The 14,630-nt window shown below is 50.2% G+C and carries 13 protein-coding genes; 11 read left to right on the top strand and 2 right to left on the bottom strand.

Features of this window, described 5'->3' with window-relative positions; translation table 11 throughout:
* The first annotated feature begins 122 nt into the window (after positions 1 to 122).
* Complete coding sequence (locus QZQ08_RS08895) at positions 123 to 884, top strand: HD domain-containing protein (protein ID WP_296331021.1); 762 nt, start codon at positions 123 to 125, stop codon at positions 882 to 884.
* 19 nt (positions 885 to 903) lie between these two features.
* The gene (locus tag QZQ08_RS08890; RefSeq protein ID WP_296331018.1) at positions 904 to 1,374 is read left to right on the top strand and encodes an LURP-one-related/scramblase family protein; all 471 of its coding nucleotides are present in this window, start codon (positions 904 to 906) and stop codon (positions 1,372 to 1,374) included.
* A 747-nt stretch (positions 1,375 to 2,121) separates the two neighbouring features.
* On the opposite strand, the gene QZQ08_RS08885 is transcribed toward QZQ08_RS08890, so the two are convergent.
* The gene (locus QZQ08_RS08885; RefSeq protein WP_296331015.1) at positions 2,122 to 5,043 is read right to left on the bottom strand and encodes an autotransporter outer membrane beta-barrel domain-containing protein; all 2,922 of its coding nucleotides are present in this window, start codon (positions 5,041 to 5,043) and stop codon (positions 2,122 to 2,124) included.
* Positions 5,044 to 6,118: 1,075 nt separating this feature from the next.
* Complete coding sequence (locus QZQ08_RS08880) at positions 6,119 to 6,784, bottom strand: metal-dependent hydrolase (protein ID WP_296331012.1); 666 nt, start codon at positions 6,782 to 6,784, stop codon at positions 6,119 to 6,121.
* A gap of 171 nt (positions 6,785 to 6,955) precedes the next feature.
* Between QZQ08_RS08880 and QZQ08_RS08875 the strand changes: the two genes are divergently transcribed.
* From QZQ08_RS08875 to QZQ08_RS08835, 9 genes are read left to right on the top strand one after another with little or no spacing between them, the layout of a single operon-like run.
* Positions 6,956 to 8,404 (top strand): sodium:solute symporter family protein, encoded by a 1,449-nt coding sequence (locus QZQ08_RS08875; RefSeq protein ID WP_296331009.1) that lies wholly within the window; start codon positions 6,956 to 6,958, stop codon positions 8,402 to 8,404.
* A 3-nt stretch (positions 8,405 to 8,407) separates the two neighbouring features.
* Positions 8,408 to 9,289, top strand: coding sequence for a glucosaminidase domain-containing protein (locus QZQ08_RS08870; protein ID WP_296331006.1), 882 nt, complete (start codon positions 8,408 to 8,410; stop codon positions 9,287 to 9,289).
* A 16-nt stretch (positions 9,290 to 9,305) separates the two neighbouring features.
* Positions 9,306 to 9,773, top strand: a complete 468-nt coding sequence (locus QZQ08_RS08865; RefSeq protein ID WP_296331004.1) for a tRNA (cytidine(34)-2'-O)-methyltransferase — start codon at positions 9,306 to 9,308, stop codon at positions 9,771 to 9,773.
* Positions 9,770 to 10,132, top strand: a complete 363-nt coding sequence (gene queD, locus QZQ08_RS08860) for a 6-carboxytetrahydropterin synthase QueD (protein ID WP_296331001.1) — start codon at positions 9,770 to 9,772, stop codon at positions 10,130 to 10,132. Before QZQ08_RS08865 ends, queD begins: the two co-directional genes overlap by 4 nt.
* Positions 10,126 to 10,893, top strand: coding sequence for a GTP cyclohydrolase FolE2 (gene folE2 / locus QZQ08_RS08855; RefSeq protein ID WP_296330999.1), 768 nt, complete (start codon positions 10,126 to 10,128; stop codon positions 10,891 to 10,893). Before queD ends, folE2 begins: the two co-directional genes overlap by 7 nt.
* Positions 10,894 to 10,896: 3 nt before the next feature.
* Positions 10,897 to 12,093 (top strand): dihydropteroate synthase, encoded by a 1,197-nt coding sequence (gene folP / locus QZQ08_RS08850; RefSeq protein WP_296330995.1) that lies wholly within the window; start codon positions 10,897 to 10,899, stop codon positions 12,091 to 12,093.
* Positions 12,084 to 12,551 (top strand): 2-amino-4-hydroxy-6-hydroxymethyldihydropteridine diphosphokinase, encoded by a 468-nt coding sequence (gene folK / locus QZQ08_RS08845; protein ID WP_296330992.1) that lies wholly within the window; start codon positions 12,084 to 12,086, stop codon positions 12,549 to 12,551. Before folP ends, folK begins: the two co-directional genes overlap by 10 nt.
* A gap of 37 nt (positions 12,552 to 12,588) precedes the next feature.
* Positions 12,589 to 13,314 (top strand): hypothetical protein, encoded by a 726-nt coding sequence (locus QZQ08_RS08840; protein ID WP_296330987.1) that lies wholly within the window; start codon positions 12,589 to 12,591, stop codon positions 13,312 to 13,314.
* A 10-nt stretch (positions 13,315 to 13,324) separates the two neighbouring features.
* Positions 13,325 to 14,536, top strand: a complete 1,212-nt coding sequence (locus tag QZQ08_RS08835) for a glycosyltransferase family 2 protein (RefSeq protein WP_296330985.1) — start codon at positions 13,325 to 13,327, stop codon at positions 14,534 to 14,536.
* Positions 14,537 to 14,630: the final 94 nt, after the last annotated feature.

The raw sequence follows: 14,630 nt of genomic DNA, 5'->3' as shown, positions 1-14,630 counted from the left end.
CCAGGAGTGCATAGATACTTTAGCACCCCAAAATTTGACAAAGAACCTCTTTTTTGCTCAAATTCAGCAAAACGGGTATACTACAGGGTAGGGGTGTGCCCCAATCTGATAGGAGTATGACGATGGAAATCTTACGAAAAAACATCCTGGACACCTTTAAATCCTATGTGGATGGGTTTTGTGGCATGGGGCCGGGAGTGAACCTTAAATATGCCCATTCCCTGCGCGTGGCAGCCCTTTCTGAACGGATTGCCCAAAGCCTTTCCATGGAAAAAGAGGAGATTGATTTGGCCTGGCTCATTGGTATCCTCCATGATATTGGCCGCTTTGAGCAGTTGCGGCGCTATCAGACCTTTTTCGATTATCGTTCCATGGATCATGCGAAATACGGCGTCCATGTTCTTTTTGAGGAAGACCATATCAAGGATTTTATTGCGTCCTCTGAGGAAAATGACGTCATCCGGGCTGCCATTGGGGAACATAACGTCTATGAAGTAAGAGGGGATTTATCCAAGCGGGAACTTCATTTTGCCCGCCTCATCCGGGACGCCGACAAGCTTGATATCTTTCGCGTCTACGTCATGTACAGGGAAAAGAACATCAACGTCTGGAACGTCGACTGGTCGGACCTTGAAAGGCAGTCTATCTCTGACTCCGTCATGGCTCAGGCGAGGGCAAGACGCCTTGTCAAAACGCAAAGCAAAGCAACCTTTATGGACTTTTACGTTGGTGCCTTGTGCTTTTATTTTGACCTGAACTTTTCCATCAGCCGGAAGATTGCCTGGGAGGAAGGAAACTATGCCAAGCTTCTGGACTTTCATTCCCAAAATTCCGAGACCGAACAAAAACTTGATGAAATCCGTGAACTTGTACATACAATCTGATGATTAAAAGGAGAACCCCATGAAACTACTGTTCCGTCAGCGCATCTTTTCCTGGCTCGATAGCTATGATATCTATAACGAAAACGGGGACACCCTTTTTGTTGTAAAGGGCCAGCTATCCTGGGGTCACTGCCTCAAGATTTACGACGCCTTTGGAAGGGAAGTGGGTAAAGTCAAGGAAAAGATTGTCACACTCCTTCCTAAATTTGAACTTTCTGCAGACGGCCGCCACTTGGGCAGCGTCAAAAAGAACATCAGCCTCTTTTCACCAAGTTATTCCCTCGACTTTTTGGGCTGGAAAGCAAAAGGCAATATCTTCGAATGGGACTACACCATTCGCGATAGGAACAGAAATCGCATTGCGAGCATTAGTAAAGAGCTTCTCAATCTTACCGATACCTATGTTCTTGATGTAGCAGATCCTGCTGACGCCCTCTACGTCCTTATGTTTGTCCTTGCCGTGGACGCCGAAAAATGCAGCAGGGACTAGAGGGAGAAGAGTGAGCCTAGCTGTCGGCTCATTGCCATTTGCATTTAAGTAAGCAAGCGAAAAGCGGCAAGCTGGGCATGCGACCAAATGAGACTTGAGGCTTTTTGCTGGGGAAAAGCATCCCTTGGGGGCCGCACAATCGCAACAAGCCGGAAGTCTTTTTCTCACGGTCTTTTTTCTTTGAATTTGACTCGTAGAGTTGATCTGACTTGAAAAGGTGATACATCCATCGCCGATTGCTTCGTAAGCTCCCTGTGTCTTGGCATAAAAAAGTGTGAGATTATGATCGGACGCTTAAAAAGTCGCTGAAAGTTTCACGATAAATGAGGCAATCAAATCTTTTGATCTCAGGTCTTCTGTCTTCTTCTTTACGCCTTAGAGACGGCGAAGCATCGAGTTCTAAGGCAAAAGAGCTGTCAGGTTGCTTTCTCTTTGCAGATTGCTCGTTTTGGCTTTTAGGGACAAAACGATTTTCTGCGATCAAGGATTTTGTGGTTCTGGTGTTAATTTTTTCCTTCGTTTCTTTAGCTCCAAGGCTCTGTATCAACCCTACCTAACCGCATATAAATCAAGCCTTAACCCGAATTAATTCGCAAAATCGGGTTAAGGCTTTTCCTTATTTTTCCATATTATCTTTTCGTCATATTCTTCTCAGATCTGGGTCTAGAAATCAATGATTTCGGAAGAAACGGCCGTTGTGTTTTACTCAACACTCACAACCGCCTCAAAGCGTACCACTTTCAGTCTTTAAAACTCATATCTCAATCCCACTTCCACGCGATATTTTGATTTGAGGTCGGCGCCAAAGTTCTTTTCTGCGTCGAAGTAGAAGGCGTATTTGTCGTCAAAGTGGACATTCGTACCGATCCCCACGGTGTACCACGTATCTCTAAAGTCGTTGCTGTCATAGTAGGACATGCCGTTTTGCTGGAGATGCTGGCTTCTGTCTCCAAGGAAGTCGTGCTGGACAGAGGCTTTGACGTAGAAGCGTTTCGGATTCCTTGTTTCTTTATCGTATTCCTTGGTAAGGACGGCCCCGAGGCGGCCAACGAGGTTATCCGTGTTGTCTTGGTTTACGATGGCGCCGTTTTTCGTCGTGTAGTTATCGCCTTTGAGGAAGTAGTAGGTGAGCTGGGCCTGCGGTTCGACAAACCATTCATTTCCCAGGGCTTTCTTGCGGCCATATTCAGCACCGGCACTGAAAGCCCAGTTGTCAAAGTCAGCACTGTCTCCGTAGGTGGTCTTATAGTCAGAGCTGAGGTAGCCGACTTTGGTGACAAGGTCGAGGTAGTGGCCTTTATTGCCGATTTGTGTTGCGTAAAGGGCGATGTCGGTGAGGTGCTGCTTGCCGTCGCCGCAGCCAGCGTATTCACTGCTGCCCCAGGTGTGCTCGATGGCACCGCCGTAGTACCAGTCGCGCTTTGTGCCCGTTTCTTTCTTATCATAACCCACTTGCAGGGTTTTCATGGTCGTATCGAAGTTATTCCTGCCATCCCAATTTAGTTTGTTGTTAATGTAGCGTGCCCAAAGGCCCTGGTCTTCCTGATTGTAGCGAAGTTCGCCCAAGCGTTTCAGGAGGGTATCTGATTCACGCCAAATGGAGACGGCGGCATGGTGGGCGGAACCTGGCGTAAAGGCGTTCAGGTTTGGTGTTTTGCCGTCACCGACAGGAGTGATGAACCAGTCTTCATAGTCGGTCTTTTCCGTATCCGTTTCTTTCTTGACAGAAAGGGTGCTGTCAAAGAGGCTGTTTTTGTTCTGGAGCTTGATGTCCTGATTCACTTTGAAGGCAGCAGCTCCTTCTTTTACCTGGGCAAAGTAAAGCTTGTCTCCGGACTTCATGGCATCGACGGAGGCAATGGCTGTGGGCTGGACTGTAAAGGAACTCCCGGTGCCGCCGTGGGCGTAGAGAAAGTCGCTGTCTGTAGCGTTTTCGTAGGTATCAACCTTGTTATCATGATAGGCAAGATCCATTTCAAAGATGCCGGACGCGCCGCTTGCGCTCAAGGTCCCCACATCGAGGCTGTGGGCATCGCCTGCAAGGGAAGCCGTAGCGCCGGAAGAAAGGTCGAGGGACGATACGTTGCTGTTAGCTGTCAGGTCCCAACGGGAGCCATTTGAAAGGGTAATGGCCGTCGTGGCGTTTTCCATCGTTGCAGCTTTGCCTTTCCAGAGACCGTGATTTGTAAGGGCGATATTGGCTTTGCTCGTACCGGCCGAGGCAAGGTCGCCTGTATAGGAAGCGCCGGAGCCGGAAAAGTCAGCTGTGACAGTACTATTATTGGAGGATTCGACAGAGCTGCCAGATTGACCCGTTTGGGACGTTTTCGTCGTATCAATATTTCCCGTAAAGGAAGTGTTCTTGCCGGAAAAGACGGATGTTACGGTGGAATTACCGGCGGCCGTGATGTCACCCATCATGGAAGCGTTCTTGCCGGAGAAGGCGGCCGTTATGGCCGACTGGTTAGGGGCATAGCCAGTTCCCCATTGGTAACTCGTCGCTGTCGTATCGATATTTCCTGTAAAGGAAACATTTTCACCGGAGAAGGCGGATGTTACGGTGGAATTATCGGCGGCCGTGATGTCACCCATCATGGAAGCATTCTTTCCGGAGAAGGCGGCATCGATGGCTGCAGTATTGCTCGTCTTCATATCCCCGGTCATCTGGGAATCAGCGCCCTTGAAGTCTGCCAAAATTTTTCCCTTTTCACCAGAAGACGTCATGTTGCCTTTAAGGAAGGATTGGTCCCCGGCAAAATCAATATCGGCCGTACCGTTGCTGGCAGTGACTGCACCCGTGATTTCTACGACGCCAGAGGTCCTTTTATTGATTTCAATGAGCCCTTTTCCGTCCCTTGACGCCTGAGCGCTAACAGCGGTCCCGCCATCTTTTTCATTTGTGATGATCGTTTTATCGATGCCGTTGATTTCAATCTGGCCGCCTGTAAATGCGTAGTGCGTTTTGGTCTGCACAATTGCGGAAGAGCCATTTGCATGGAGATAGATGCTGTTAGCCGTGATGGTCGTTTTCGTGGACTCCGCCGTACTGCTGTTATCGGCAACTACAGCTCTTCGCCCCGTGTTGGTCATTTCAATTTCGCTATTTTCACCGCCAATGATATTGAGGTAATTATCGATCCCATTGTTCATGATGGCATAGCCGGAACTGCCTTTAGTCGGCATTCCTGACGAATTGAAAATGAGCTTCTTGAAACCTGTAATATCTACTGTGTGGGCAGGGGAGTTCATGTAGATACAGTCATCATAGGTTTTAACCATGATAGTCCCCGATGCAGTGATTTTGCCGTGAGTAACCTGCTTGTTGTCATAAATGATGCCTTTATCGTTCCATTGATTGCCTTTTTTCCCGACAATGACCGTAATATTTTTGGCTGTGACTTCCGGTGCGTTAAAAATCGGTGAAATACCGGTAGAGCGAGGAAGCCCCGTGTCTGTCCCAATATTGGTCCAATCTAAGGTAATGCTGCTTTCTGGATTGGAAAAGCTCTTTATGTCATTGCTGCCTTTTTCGCTGTAGCTTGGCATGATGCCGTTGATGGCAGTGTGACTGTCAAAGACAAAGTCTTCGGCGTGGACGGGCCGCGCCAAAGTCGGCGCCAGTAAGGCTAAGCTGACGAGTAAAGTAGTGCGTTTAAGAGAGTTTTTCATAGTTTTCTCCTCTTTCTCCCCATAAAGATATAGATCGAAGGATTATGTGGTAAGTGCTGTTATCTCCAGTTTTTATATAATATTATTAACAGATACTTACACATATATATATTAAAATATTATCATAATAAATTTAAACTAGCAATAAAAATATTTAGTAAAAAATAAGGGGCGGCATGAAAGCCCCAGGCAATCGCTATTCCCAATCAGGAACGAAACATCGTACGAACCGATATCCCTCCATGGCATTCGAAAAAAGGAATAAGGCAATGGAGGGAAGTTGTGGTGGAAAATGGGTGCGCCTTACAGCTGTCTATGCAGGTCTTAAGAGGCTGAACGCACGGCGCCAACCCGCCTACGGGAGGGCGCCGAATTGATTCTTAATCACACGGTCCAGCAGCCGAATCGCTTCGACAGCATCTTGTAATTAGAGGATTTTGCCCAGCGAAAAATGTTTTTCGCACTCGCTCATGCGGAGGCGCCTGACAAAAAACACCCCTCCTTATCTACCACCCACCAGGCCTGTTTGGTGGATCCCCCCGCTTTGGTAAGGGAGCTCGATTTCAAGGAAATCGAGCTCCTGGGCAAAAGACCATAAGAGAAGCCCTAACCCGAACGTAGACGCAGGTTCGGGTTAGGGCCCTTAAATTTTATGTGAGGTCGGAAAAAAGGATTGTCTTTTCAAAATATAGAAACAGCGATAGCGCTTGAAACGGCCTGCCTACATGGTTTCCCTCTGAGCTCGATGTACAGCATCGAGCCGTCTTTGCCAAGGCAGGGGACCGAAACCGGGAAATATCCATAAGCATTTTTGAATAAAAATTCCCGGTTTTGGTGATGGATGACAAGTGCCGCGCCCTTTCCTTGTAAGCGGCTAGCGAGGCAGATTCGCCCGAGTCCCCAGCCTGATTTAACGCGAAAGCGGAAGGGTGCAGGGACATGTTTTCTGGCGAATTATTTCGGAGATATCCACGTAGGGGGCGGTTTAGGCGGCATTATAGGTTTTAGCATCAAAGCGTCACAGTTTTTTTGCTTACAACCGCTTTAGCGGAGCGATTATGCTCTGAGCAATAACCTACAAGTCTACTCTCGTGCCAAAAGGAACAATTAACACCTTCGACTCTGTCTCCTTCTCCACAGCAATCTTGAATTCTTCTGGATCCTGATCGATGAGGGGCCACGTGTTGTAGTGGATGGGGATGACGGTTTTTGCCTTAAGGAGCCCGGCGGCATAGGCGGCGTCATCAGGGCCCATGGTGAAGTTATCGCCGATGGGGAGAAAGGCATAGTCGATGGCATTTCGTTTGCCAATGAGTTCCATATCCGCAAAAAGGCCCGTGTCGCCGGCAAAATAAAAGACGCTGCCGTCAAAGTGAACGATGAAGCCGCAGGCATGGCCGCCCGCAATGCCGCTGCCATGGAAGGCCAAGGTGAGTCTGACTTTGCCAAAGGAAAATTCATGGCTGCCGCCGATATGCATGGCGTGGGCGTTCAGGCCATGGGCTTTGGCGTCGTTTGCAATTTCAGCGGTCGAGATGATCGGGGCCCCCGTTCTTTTGGCAATGGCATAGGCTTCCCCTAAGTGATCGCCGTGAAAGTGGCTGATAAAGATATAATCGGCTTTGAGGTCGCCAGCCGATAATCCTTCGGGGTTATTTTCAAGATAGGGATCAAAGAGCAATGTTGTTTTGCCATCGCTGAGGCTAAAGGCCGCATGGTGGATATAATGAAAGACTGTCATGAGAAAACCTCCTTTAGGGCTTGAAACCCTGCTATTTTCCCTATTGTATCGCATCCTCGCCGCAAGGAAAAGGGGAGGGAATCGTAAAAGAAAAGGTTACGTGCCTTTTAGGCGCTGAAAGGACAACCTAACTTTACAAGTTGCAGTAAGTACAGTAAAATTGTATGCAGTATGAATTTACCTCGGGAAGGTGACGCTGTGAACTCTTATCTTGTTGTCATTATTGGTTATGCCCTTTTCTTGATCATTCTCGGCTACGGTATCGGAAAGCATATCAAAGGGGCCTCGGACTTTTTTGTCGGCGGCCGAAGCTTTTCCTGGAAGCTTCTTTTTACGACCCTCATTGCGGCGAACATTGGCGCTGGCTCGACGGTAGGCGTGACGGGCCTTGCTTATCGACACGGCGTATCAAGCTGGTGGTGGATTGGCTGCAGCGGATTGGGGTCCCTCATCCTTGCTTATGTGGTTGGCCCTGCCGTGTGGCGCGTAGCAAAAAAGTATAATCTTTTTACCATGGGAGACTATTTGGATCATCGGTATTCCCACGCTTTTCGCGGCGTAACATCGACTATGATGGCCATAGGGACTTTGGCCCTTTTTTCGGGGCAGCTGTTGGGCATTGCCTGGATTCTCAATGTGGTCGCAGGCATGCCAAAACTTTACGGCATCATGATGGCGGCGATTGTGGTGACTCTTTATTTTTCCTCGGGGGGCCTCAAATCGGCTGCTGTGGTGAACATCATTGAACTTGCTGTGATTCTCGTGGGCTTTATTGTAGCCGCTCCTTATGCGTTAAGTTATGTCGGCGGCTGGAGCGGTTTAGAGGCAAAGATTGCAGCAAACCTAGGAGATACGGCCAAAACGGCTTCTTATTTTTCCTGGAACGGAATGGGAAATTCTACAATCTTGGGCTATTTTCTTATGCTGACGCCGGCCTTCTGCATTTCTCCCGGTCTTATTGGCAAGGTCTACAGTGCCAAGGATGAACCGGCCATCCGGAGGGGAACACTCCTTAACGGGATTGTGCAGCTCTTTTTTGCTTTTTTCCCGATGCTCATCGGCATGTGCGCTTTTGCGGCGTTCCCGGATCTTTCCAACCAGGAACTGGCCCTTCCCAAGGCGATGAAGGAAATGATGCCCTTTGGCATTTCGGCCCTAGCCCTTTCCGCTATTTTTGCAGCTGAGGTCAGCACTTGCGACACCGTGCTTTATATGCTGGCAACGAGTCTTTCAAAGGACCTTTACCAGACCTTTATCAAGCCGGACGCAACGGACGCGGAGCTTCTTTCCATGACGCGAAAGATTACCGCTTTCTGCGGCGTCCTGGGTATCATCATTGCCTATTATCTTGCAAGCATCATTTCGGCCATGGCCATTTTCTATTCCCTTATGACCGTATCGCTTGCGGCGCCTTTCCTTTTTGGTCTTTTCACCAAGAAGGCTTCGACGAAAGGGGCCTTCCTTTCGGCCGTTTTGGGTATTGCCGTGGTCATGGGCCTGCGCTTTTTTAATGGGGGTAAGGGTATCGGCATCCTCAATGCGACAAGCTGCGGGATCCTTGTGGCCGCCCTTGTCATGGCCTTGAGTCTATTCATATTTGCTCCCAATAAAGAGGCATAAATCGTGAAACCATTTCATTTGAAGCGATGGGTCCTGCCCCTTGCCATGGTGACGCTCCTTTCGGGAATCCAATCCTCGGAGGCGGGTTCCTTTAAGGAGCGTATCATGCGGGAACGGGCCCAAAAAGAACAACATCCTGTCCAGACGGCGGTGCGCAAAAAGGAGCTCGCTATGAAGCCCCCCAAGGGGGCCGTGGCTTTTATTTATGGGGCGCCCATGGACATTCCCCAGACGGAGCCGCCCCTGGTGCGGCGCCAGCGGGCCATGGCGCACCGTGTCGTCACGGATCCGAACCTCCTTGTCATTTCAAAGCGTCTCATGACGCAGGGACAAATCTGGAAAATCCCGGAAAGCTACGACAAGGTGACCATCTTTGGCAAGCCAGAAGTGCGGCGGTCCCAGGCCATTGCGCTTCTCACGCTCTATAACCCGCAGCTTCCTATCAAGGCAACGCCGGAAGAAATCGTAGAGGCTTACTACGAAGAAGCAAGCCGGGAAGGCATCCGTTGGGACCTTGCCTTTTCGCAGGCCCTCCTTGAAACGGGGTTCTTTGCCTTTGGCGGGACGGTCATACCGGAACAGAACAACTTTTGCGGGTTGGGAACGACCAGCGCGACTGTTCGCGGCGCCTATTTTCCTACGCCAAAAGACGGTGTGAGGGCCCATATCCAGCACTTGATGGCCTATACGACGGACCGGCTTCCCAAGACCGCCATCATCGATCCCCGCTATGATTTGGTGCATCGCATCAAAAAGGAGACGGGATACGCGACGACGTGGAAGCAGCTTAACGGAAAATGGGCTACAGGCAGCTACTATGCTGAAAAAATCATGAATATCCATGAACAGATGAAGGGCATGATTGCCATCATGGGTACAGATTAGAAAGAAGGAAGCCATTTTGCATATTGTTCTTGTTGAACCGGAAATTCCAGGCAATACGGGAAATATTGCCCGCTTGTGCGCAGCAACGGGGGCTTCCCTTCATTTGGTGCGTCCCCTGGGCTTTTCCGTCGATGACCGCTATTTGAAGCGAGCCGGTCTTGATTACTGGCATTTGGTCGATATTCATTACTATGACAGTGTGGAGGAAGTTATTGCAGCCTATCCTGACGCGCCGCGTTTTCTTCTGACTACCCACGCCCATCAATCGTATACTCGAGTGAAGTATACCAAAGATTCCCTGCTGATTTTTGGCAAGGAATCGGCGGGCCTGCCCGAGGCCTTTCGGATGGCCCATGAAGACGAATGCATCCGCATTCCCATGGCGCCCGAAGCCCGCAGTCTCAATCTTGCCAATTCTGTCTCGATAGTGCTTTACGAAGCACTCCGCCAAGTAGATTTTGATTTAGAGGAGGGTACCATATGATTTGCCTAAAGGAATTTGATTTTGACGCCGCCCATTTTCTCCCCAATTACAACGGAAAGTGCGAACATCTTCACGGACATACATATAAACTCGTTGTCAAAGTAGAGGGTACGCCTGACCACGAGGGCATGGTCCTTGATTTCGTGCGTTTCAAGAACCTCGTGAAAGAACTTGTCGTAAATAAGCTGGATCACGCCTTTATCAACGACATCTTGCCCCAGCCGTCAGCAGAAAATATTGCTGTCTGGGTCTGGCAGCAGCTGGAAACGCCGCTTCACGGGCCGAACTACCATCTTTTTGAAGTAGAAGTCTGGGAAACGAAGACGAGCGGGATTATCTATCGAGGTGAAACATGCTAAAAGACGTACAAGGCCAAGTTGATCAGCGCCATATTGCATTGAAACAAGTGGGAATCCGTGACATCCGCTGGCCCATTACCTTAAAGGATCCACATAATGGCGTCCAGCATTCGGTGGCGGTTATTTCCCTTGGTGTGAATCTGCCCCATGAGCAGCGGGGAACCCACATGAGCCGCTTTGTGGAGTGCCTCAAGGAAATAGGACCCATCCATCCTCATGATCTGGAAATCGTCCTCGATGGACTAAAGGAAAAGCTGGGCGCCAAGAAGGCCATGCTGGATATGCGGTTTCCTTATTTCATTGAAAAGAAGGCCCCTGTATCGGGCAACACAGGATACCTTGATATTTCCTGTCATTACCATGCGGAAAAAGGAGAGACTTTCCATCTGGATGTAGGTGTCAATGTCCCCATCCATACCCTTTGCCCCTGCTCCAAGGAAATCAGTAAATATGGTGCCCACAATCAGCGGGCCCGTGCCAAGATCACAATCCGCAGCACGAAACCCGTATGGATTGAAGAACTGGTGGAGATTGCTGAAGCCTCCGCTTCGTCTCCTATCTTTTCGCTGCTGAAACGGCCTGATGAAAAGTTTGTCACCGAAGAAGCTTATGAAAATCCTCGTTTTGTTGAGGACGCGGCACGGGAAGTCGCCCTACGGCTTAACCAGGATGAGCGGATTGAATGGTACCGAGTGACCGTAGAAAGTGAGGAAAGCATCCACAATCACAACGCCTTTGCTTGTGTGGAAAAGGAGGACTAGGCTTTGTATATCAAGATTCCCTGCGATCAAGTCAGTTTTGAACTCCAAAAAATGGGGGTCCATCCGGCCGGGATTGCCCTTATGGCGCCCAAGGCAGCTGTGGAACCGCTGCGTCTTGTCGGTGTGCGGGCTCCTGGGGCCAATATCATCAAACAGGAAATGCTCGCCATGGGGGCGGACGCAGCCAATGCCAAGGGGACCATTAACTGCAGTGTGGAACGGACAGATGTGATTTTACTGGGAAGCCGCCCCCAGTACCGGCACCTTGTCCAAAAACTCAGGGCCAACCAAGGCTGGTTCGGTCTTGATAACGTCATCAAGGATATTGAAGACTATCTTGCAGACCAAAAGCTTGCGACAGTCCTTGCTGATGGAAGGACCCTTACCTATGAAAAGATGCGGATCATGGGAATCCTCAATGTGACGCCTGATTCCTTTTATTCAGGGTCCCGTGTCACGGCTGGTTCCTTTGTTGTGGAGCGGGCCGGAAAGATGCTGGATGACGGCGCTGATGTCCTAGATATTGGCGGTGAATCAACCCGTCCCGGCAGTGATCCTGTACCGGCAGAAGAAGAAATCCGCCGCGTCGTCGGGGCCATTTCCGAAATTCGCCGGGCTTATCCCCAAGCAATCCTTTCCGTTGATACGTACCATGCCGCGACGGCGCGTGCCGCCCTTGACGCAGGGGCCGATATCATCAATGATGTCACGGCGGGAACGGGTGACCCCGATATGCTTTCTGTTGCCAAAGAAAAGGACGCACCGCTCATCCTCATGCATATGCGCGGTACGCCAAAGACCATGATGAGCGCCAATATGAAGGTCTATCATAATGTGGTCGGTGATGTCATGGAATATCTCCTTACGCGGACAGAGGCTTGTGAAGCGATGGGAATTGGCCGCGATAAACTCATGCTCGATCCTGGCCTTGGCTTTGCTAAGGACGTAACCGGCAACTTGGAACTGTCCCGTGGTCTTGCGGAACTTACGGGACACGGGATCCCCGTCCTTGTCGCCGGTTCCCGCAAGGGCTATATCGGCAAGGTCCTGGGAGATCTTCCGCCGGAAGAACGCCTTGAAGGGACCATGGCTCTTTCCGCAGCGGCTGTTTATGCCGGTACCCAAATGGTCCGCGTTCATGATGTCAAGGAAAATGTGCGGCTCATCCGTATGCTGGAGGCGATTTTATCATGCCGTTAGCCTATGTGGCCCTTGGCAGCAACCTAGGGGACAAGGAGGCCTATTTGGAAGAAGCCCTGCGCCGGATGAACGCGCATGGAATCAATGTTCAGAAAGTGTCCACGTGGATCAGGACGGCGCCGTACGGCGTGACGGATCAGCCGGAGTTCCTGAACGGGGCGGCCGAAGTGATATGGGAGCAGGATGCAGCGAGCCTGCTTAAGGAACTTCTTGCCATTGAAAAGGAGATGGGCCGGCAGCGCAAGCGCCATTGGGGTGAACGGAATATTGACCTTGATTTGATCTTATTTGGAAACGAGGTCCTGGAGACTGAATTCCTGACACTGCCCCATCCGGACATGCAGAACCGGGATTTCGTCCTGCGCCCCTTGGCGGAGATTGCGCCCCAAAAGGAACATCCTGTCCTGAAACGAACCATGCTGGAATTGTGGCATGATCTTCAGGAAAAGGCAAAGTAAGGCTATTTGCCAATCTTAATGAAAGCTGGTCGATGCAATGCTTCAACGTGTAAAAACGGCGATTTTTTTGGTTCTGGTCTATAGCGCCGTCACTTATCTTGGGATGTTGGTCATGATGGTGCCCAGCGTCTCTGGACTGTCTTTGGGTGCACTTTTCGCGCTGACCTTTGGTCTTCTTTTTGGCCGTCTGGGTGCCTTTTCCGCAGGGCTTGGCGCAGTGATCGGCTGCTCTTTCGGCGGGCTCCATACGATGCTGCTGCCCATTCATTTTTTAGCCGTGTTCCTGTCCGCTTACGTTCCTTTCCGCATTTGGCAGGGGATGCGAAGTGAAAATGAACCGGTTCTTCTGGTCTATGATCAACGGACCCGTATGATGGCCCTTGTCCTTTCCTTGGCATCGGCAGCTCCCTTGGGACTTACCCTTGCCTTTGCAGGTGATCTTTTCCAGATTGCCCCCTTTGAGGAGACCTATTTTCCCATCATGCTCCCTGCTTTGGGCTTATCCATTTTGGGCGGGCAGACCGTCCTATCTTGGAGCGGACGCTATTTTTGCCGCGGCGACGGGACGAAATGGTGGGAAGCTGTGCGGGATGATAAATGGACCAGTCATCTTCTTTCAGTTGCTCTTTTGCGGATTTCCCTGACTGCCCTTGCGGTTGGTGCAGGGTTCTGCCTGATTTTCCCACCCCAATTGGGGGAACCTGTGGTCCTGTACGTTTCAGGAGGACTTGCAGCCGTGCTTCTTATCCTGAGCGGAATGTGAGGCTTTTTTCATGTATTTTTTTACCCTTGCTGTGCAGGTTGTGCTGCTTCTTGTTTTCTTATGGGGCGTCAGCACGATTTTCGTGGGCTTCATAACCAAAAAACGGGTCTTGCCACCTGCGGGAAACAACCATACCATGGCGGTCCTCATCTGCGCCCACAATGAAGGGCGGGTTGTGGGAAAACTGCTCGAAAGCCTTGTGCAGCAGGACTATCCGCACTCGGCCTATCATATCTTCCTTTGTGCCGACCATTGCAGCGACAATACGGCTGCCATTGGGGGAGCTTTTCCTGGTGTTACGGTTTGGAAGCGGGAAGAGGGGCCCCGAACAGGGAAGGGTGCGGTCCTTTCCTGGGGGCTTCAAAAAATTCGGCAGGAATGGAAGCAGTCTTTTGAGTATGCCGTGATCTTTGACGCCGATAATGTCGCAGACCCGGGGTTCCTCAAGGCCATGAACCGCTCCTTTGACAGCGGCGCCCGGCTTGTCATGGGAAACAGGCTTCCGCTCAATCCTTATGATTCCCTGATTTCCCAGTGGTATTCCTTGTACTGGCTCAGCGTGGACGTGCTTTTTTCCAAGCCCCGCTTCAATGTCCACATGCCGAGCATTATTTCCGGCACGGGTTTTGGCTTTGACCTTTCCCTCATTGAGCCTGATGGATGGCAGACGGTTACGGTCACGGAAGATATGGAATTTTCCATGCAGATGAATTTCAAGGATGTTTTTTCGGAATTTCAGGAAGACGCGCGTTTTTATGATGAACAGCCCATCCATTTTATGACCTTGGTCCATCAGTTCCGGCGCTGGTTCACGGGAAACTATCAGATTGCCCGTGTCTATGGAAAAATCTGGCTGCCCCATTTTAAAAAGCATCGGGACGGGCGCCTCATTGATAATTTTATTCCCTATTTGATGAGTGTTGTCTTTGGTCTTTATTTTATCCTGAATGTGTTCTGGCTCTGTTACAATGCTCTATGTGGGCTGCCGCTTTTCCATATCAAAGATATTGTTTGGTGGATCTGTTTATATCTTTTGAGCCTTTATGTGGGGCATGCCGCCATTTCGGAAGCAGGTTACAAGAGCCGCCATTTTGCTGAGGGCATCCTGACAGGCGGTTTTTTCTGTATCCTCATTTCCCTTTTAAGTGTCTACTCGCTTCTTCGGCCCAATGCCCGGTGGATTCCCATTGAGCATGTACATACAAAAGGACCGGATCGGTAAGCTTTTCTGCAGTGTCCTTGCTGGCCTTGCCGGCAGGGACTTTTTTGGTTCTTTGTCAAATTTTGGGGTGCTAAAGTATCTATGCACTCCTGGA

Source organism: uncultured Acidaminococcus sp. (assembly GCA_900538365.1).
In the GTDB taxonomy this organism is placed as follows: domain Bacteria; phylum Bacillota; class Negativicutes; order Acidaminococcales; family Acidaminococcaceae; genus Acidaminococcus.
This window is presented reverse-complemented; position numbering and strand designations above follow the sequence as displayed.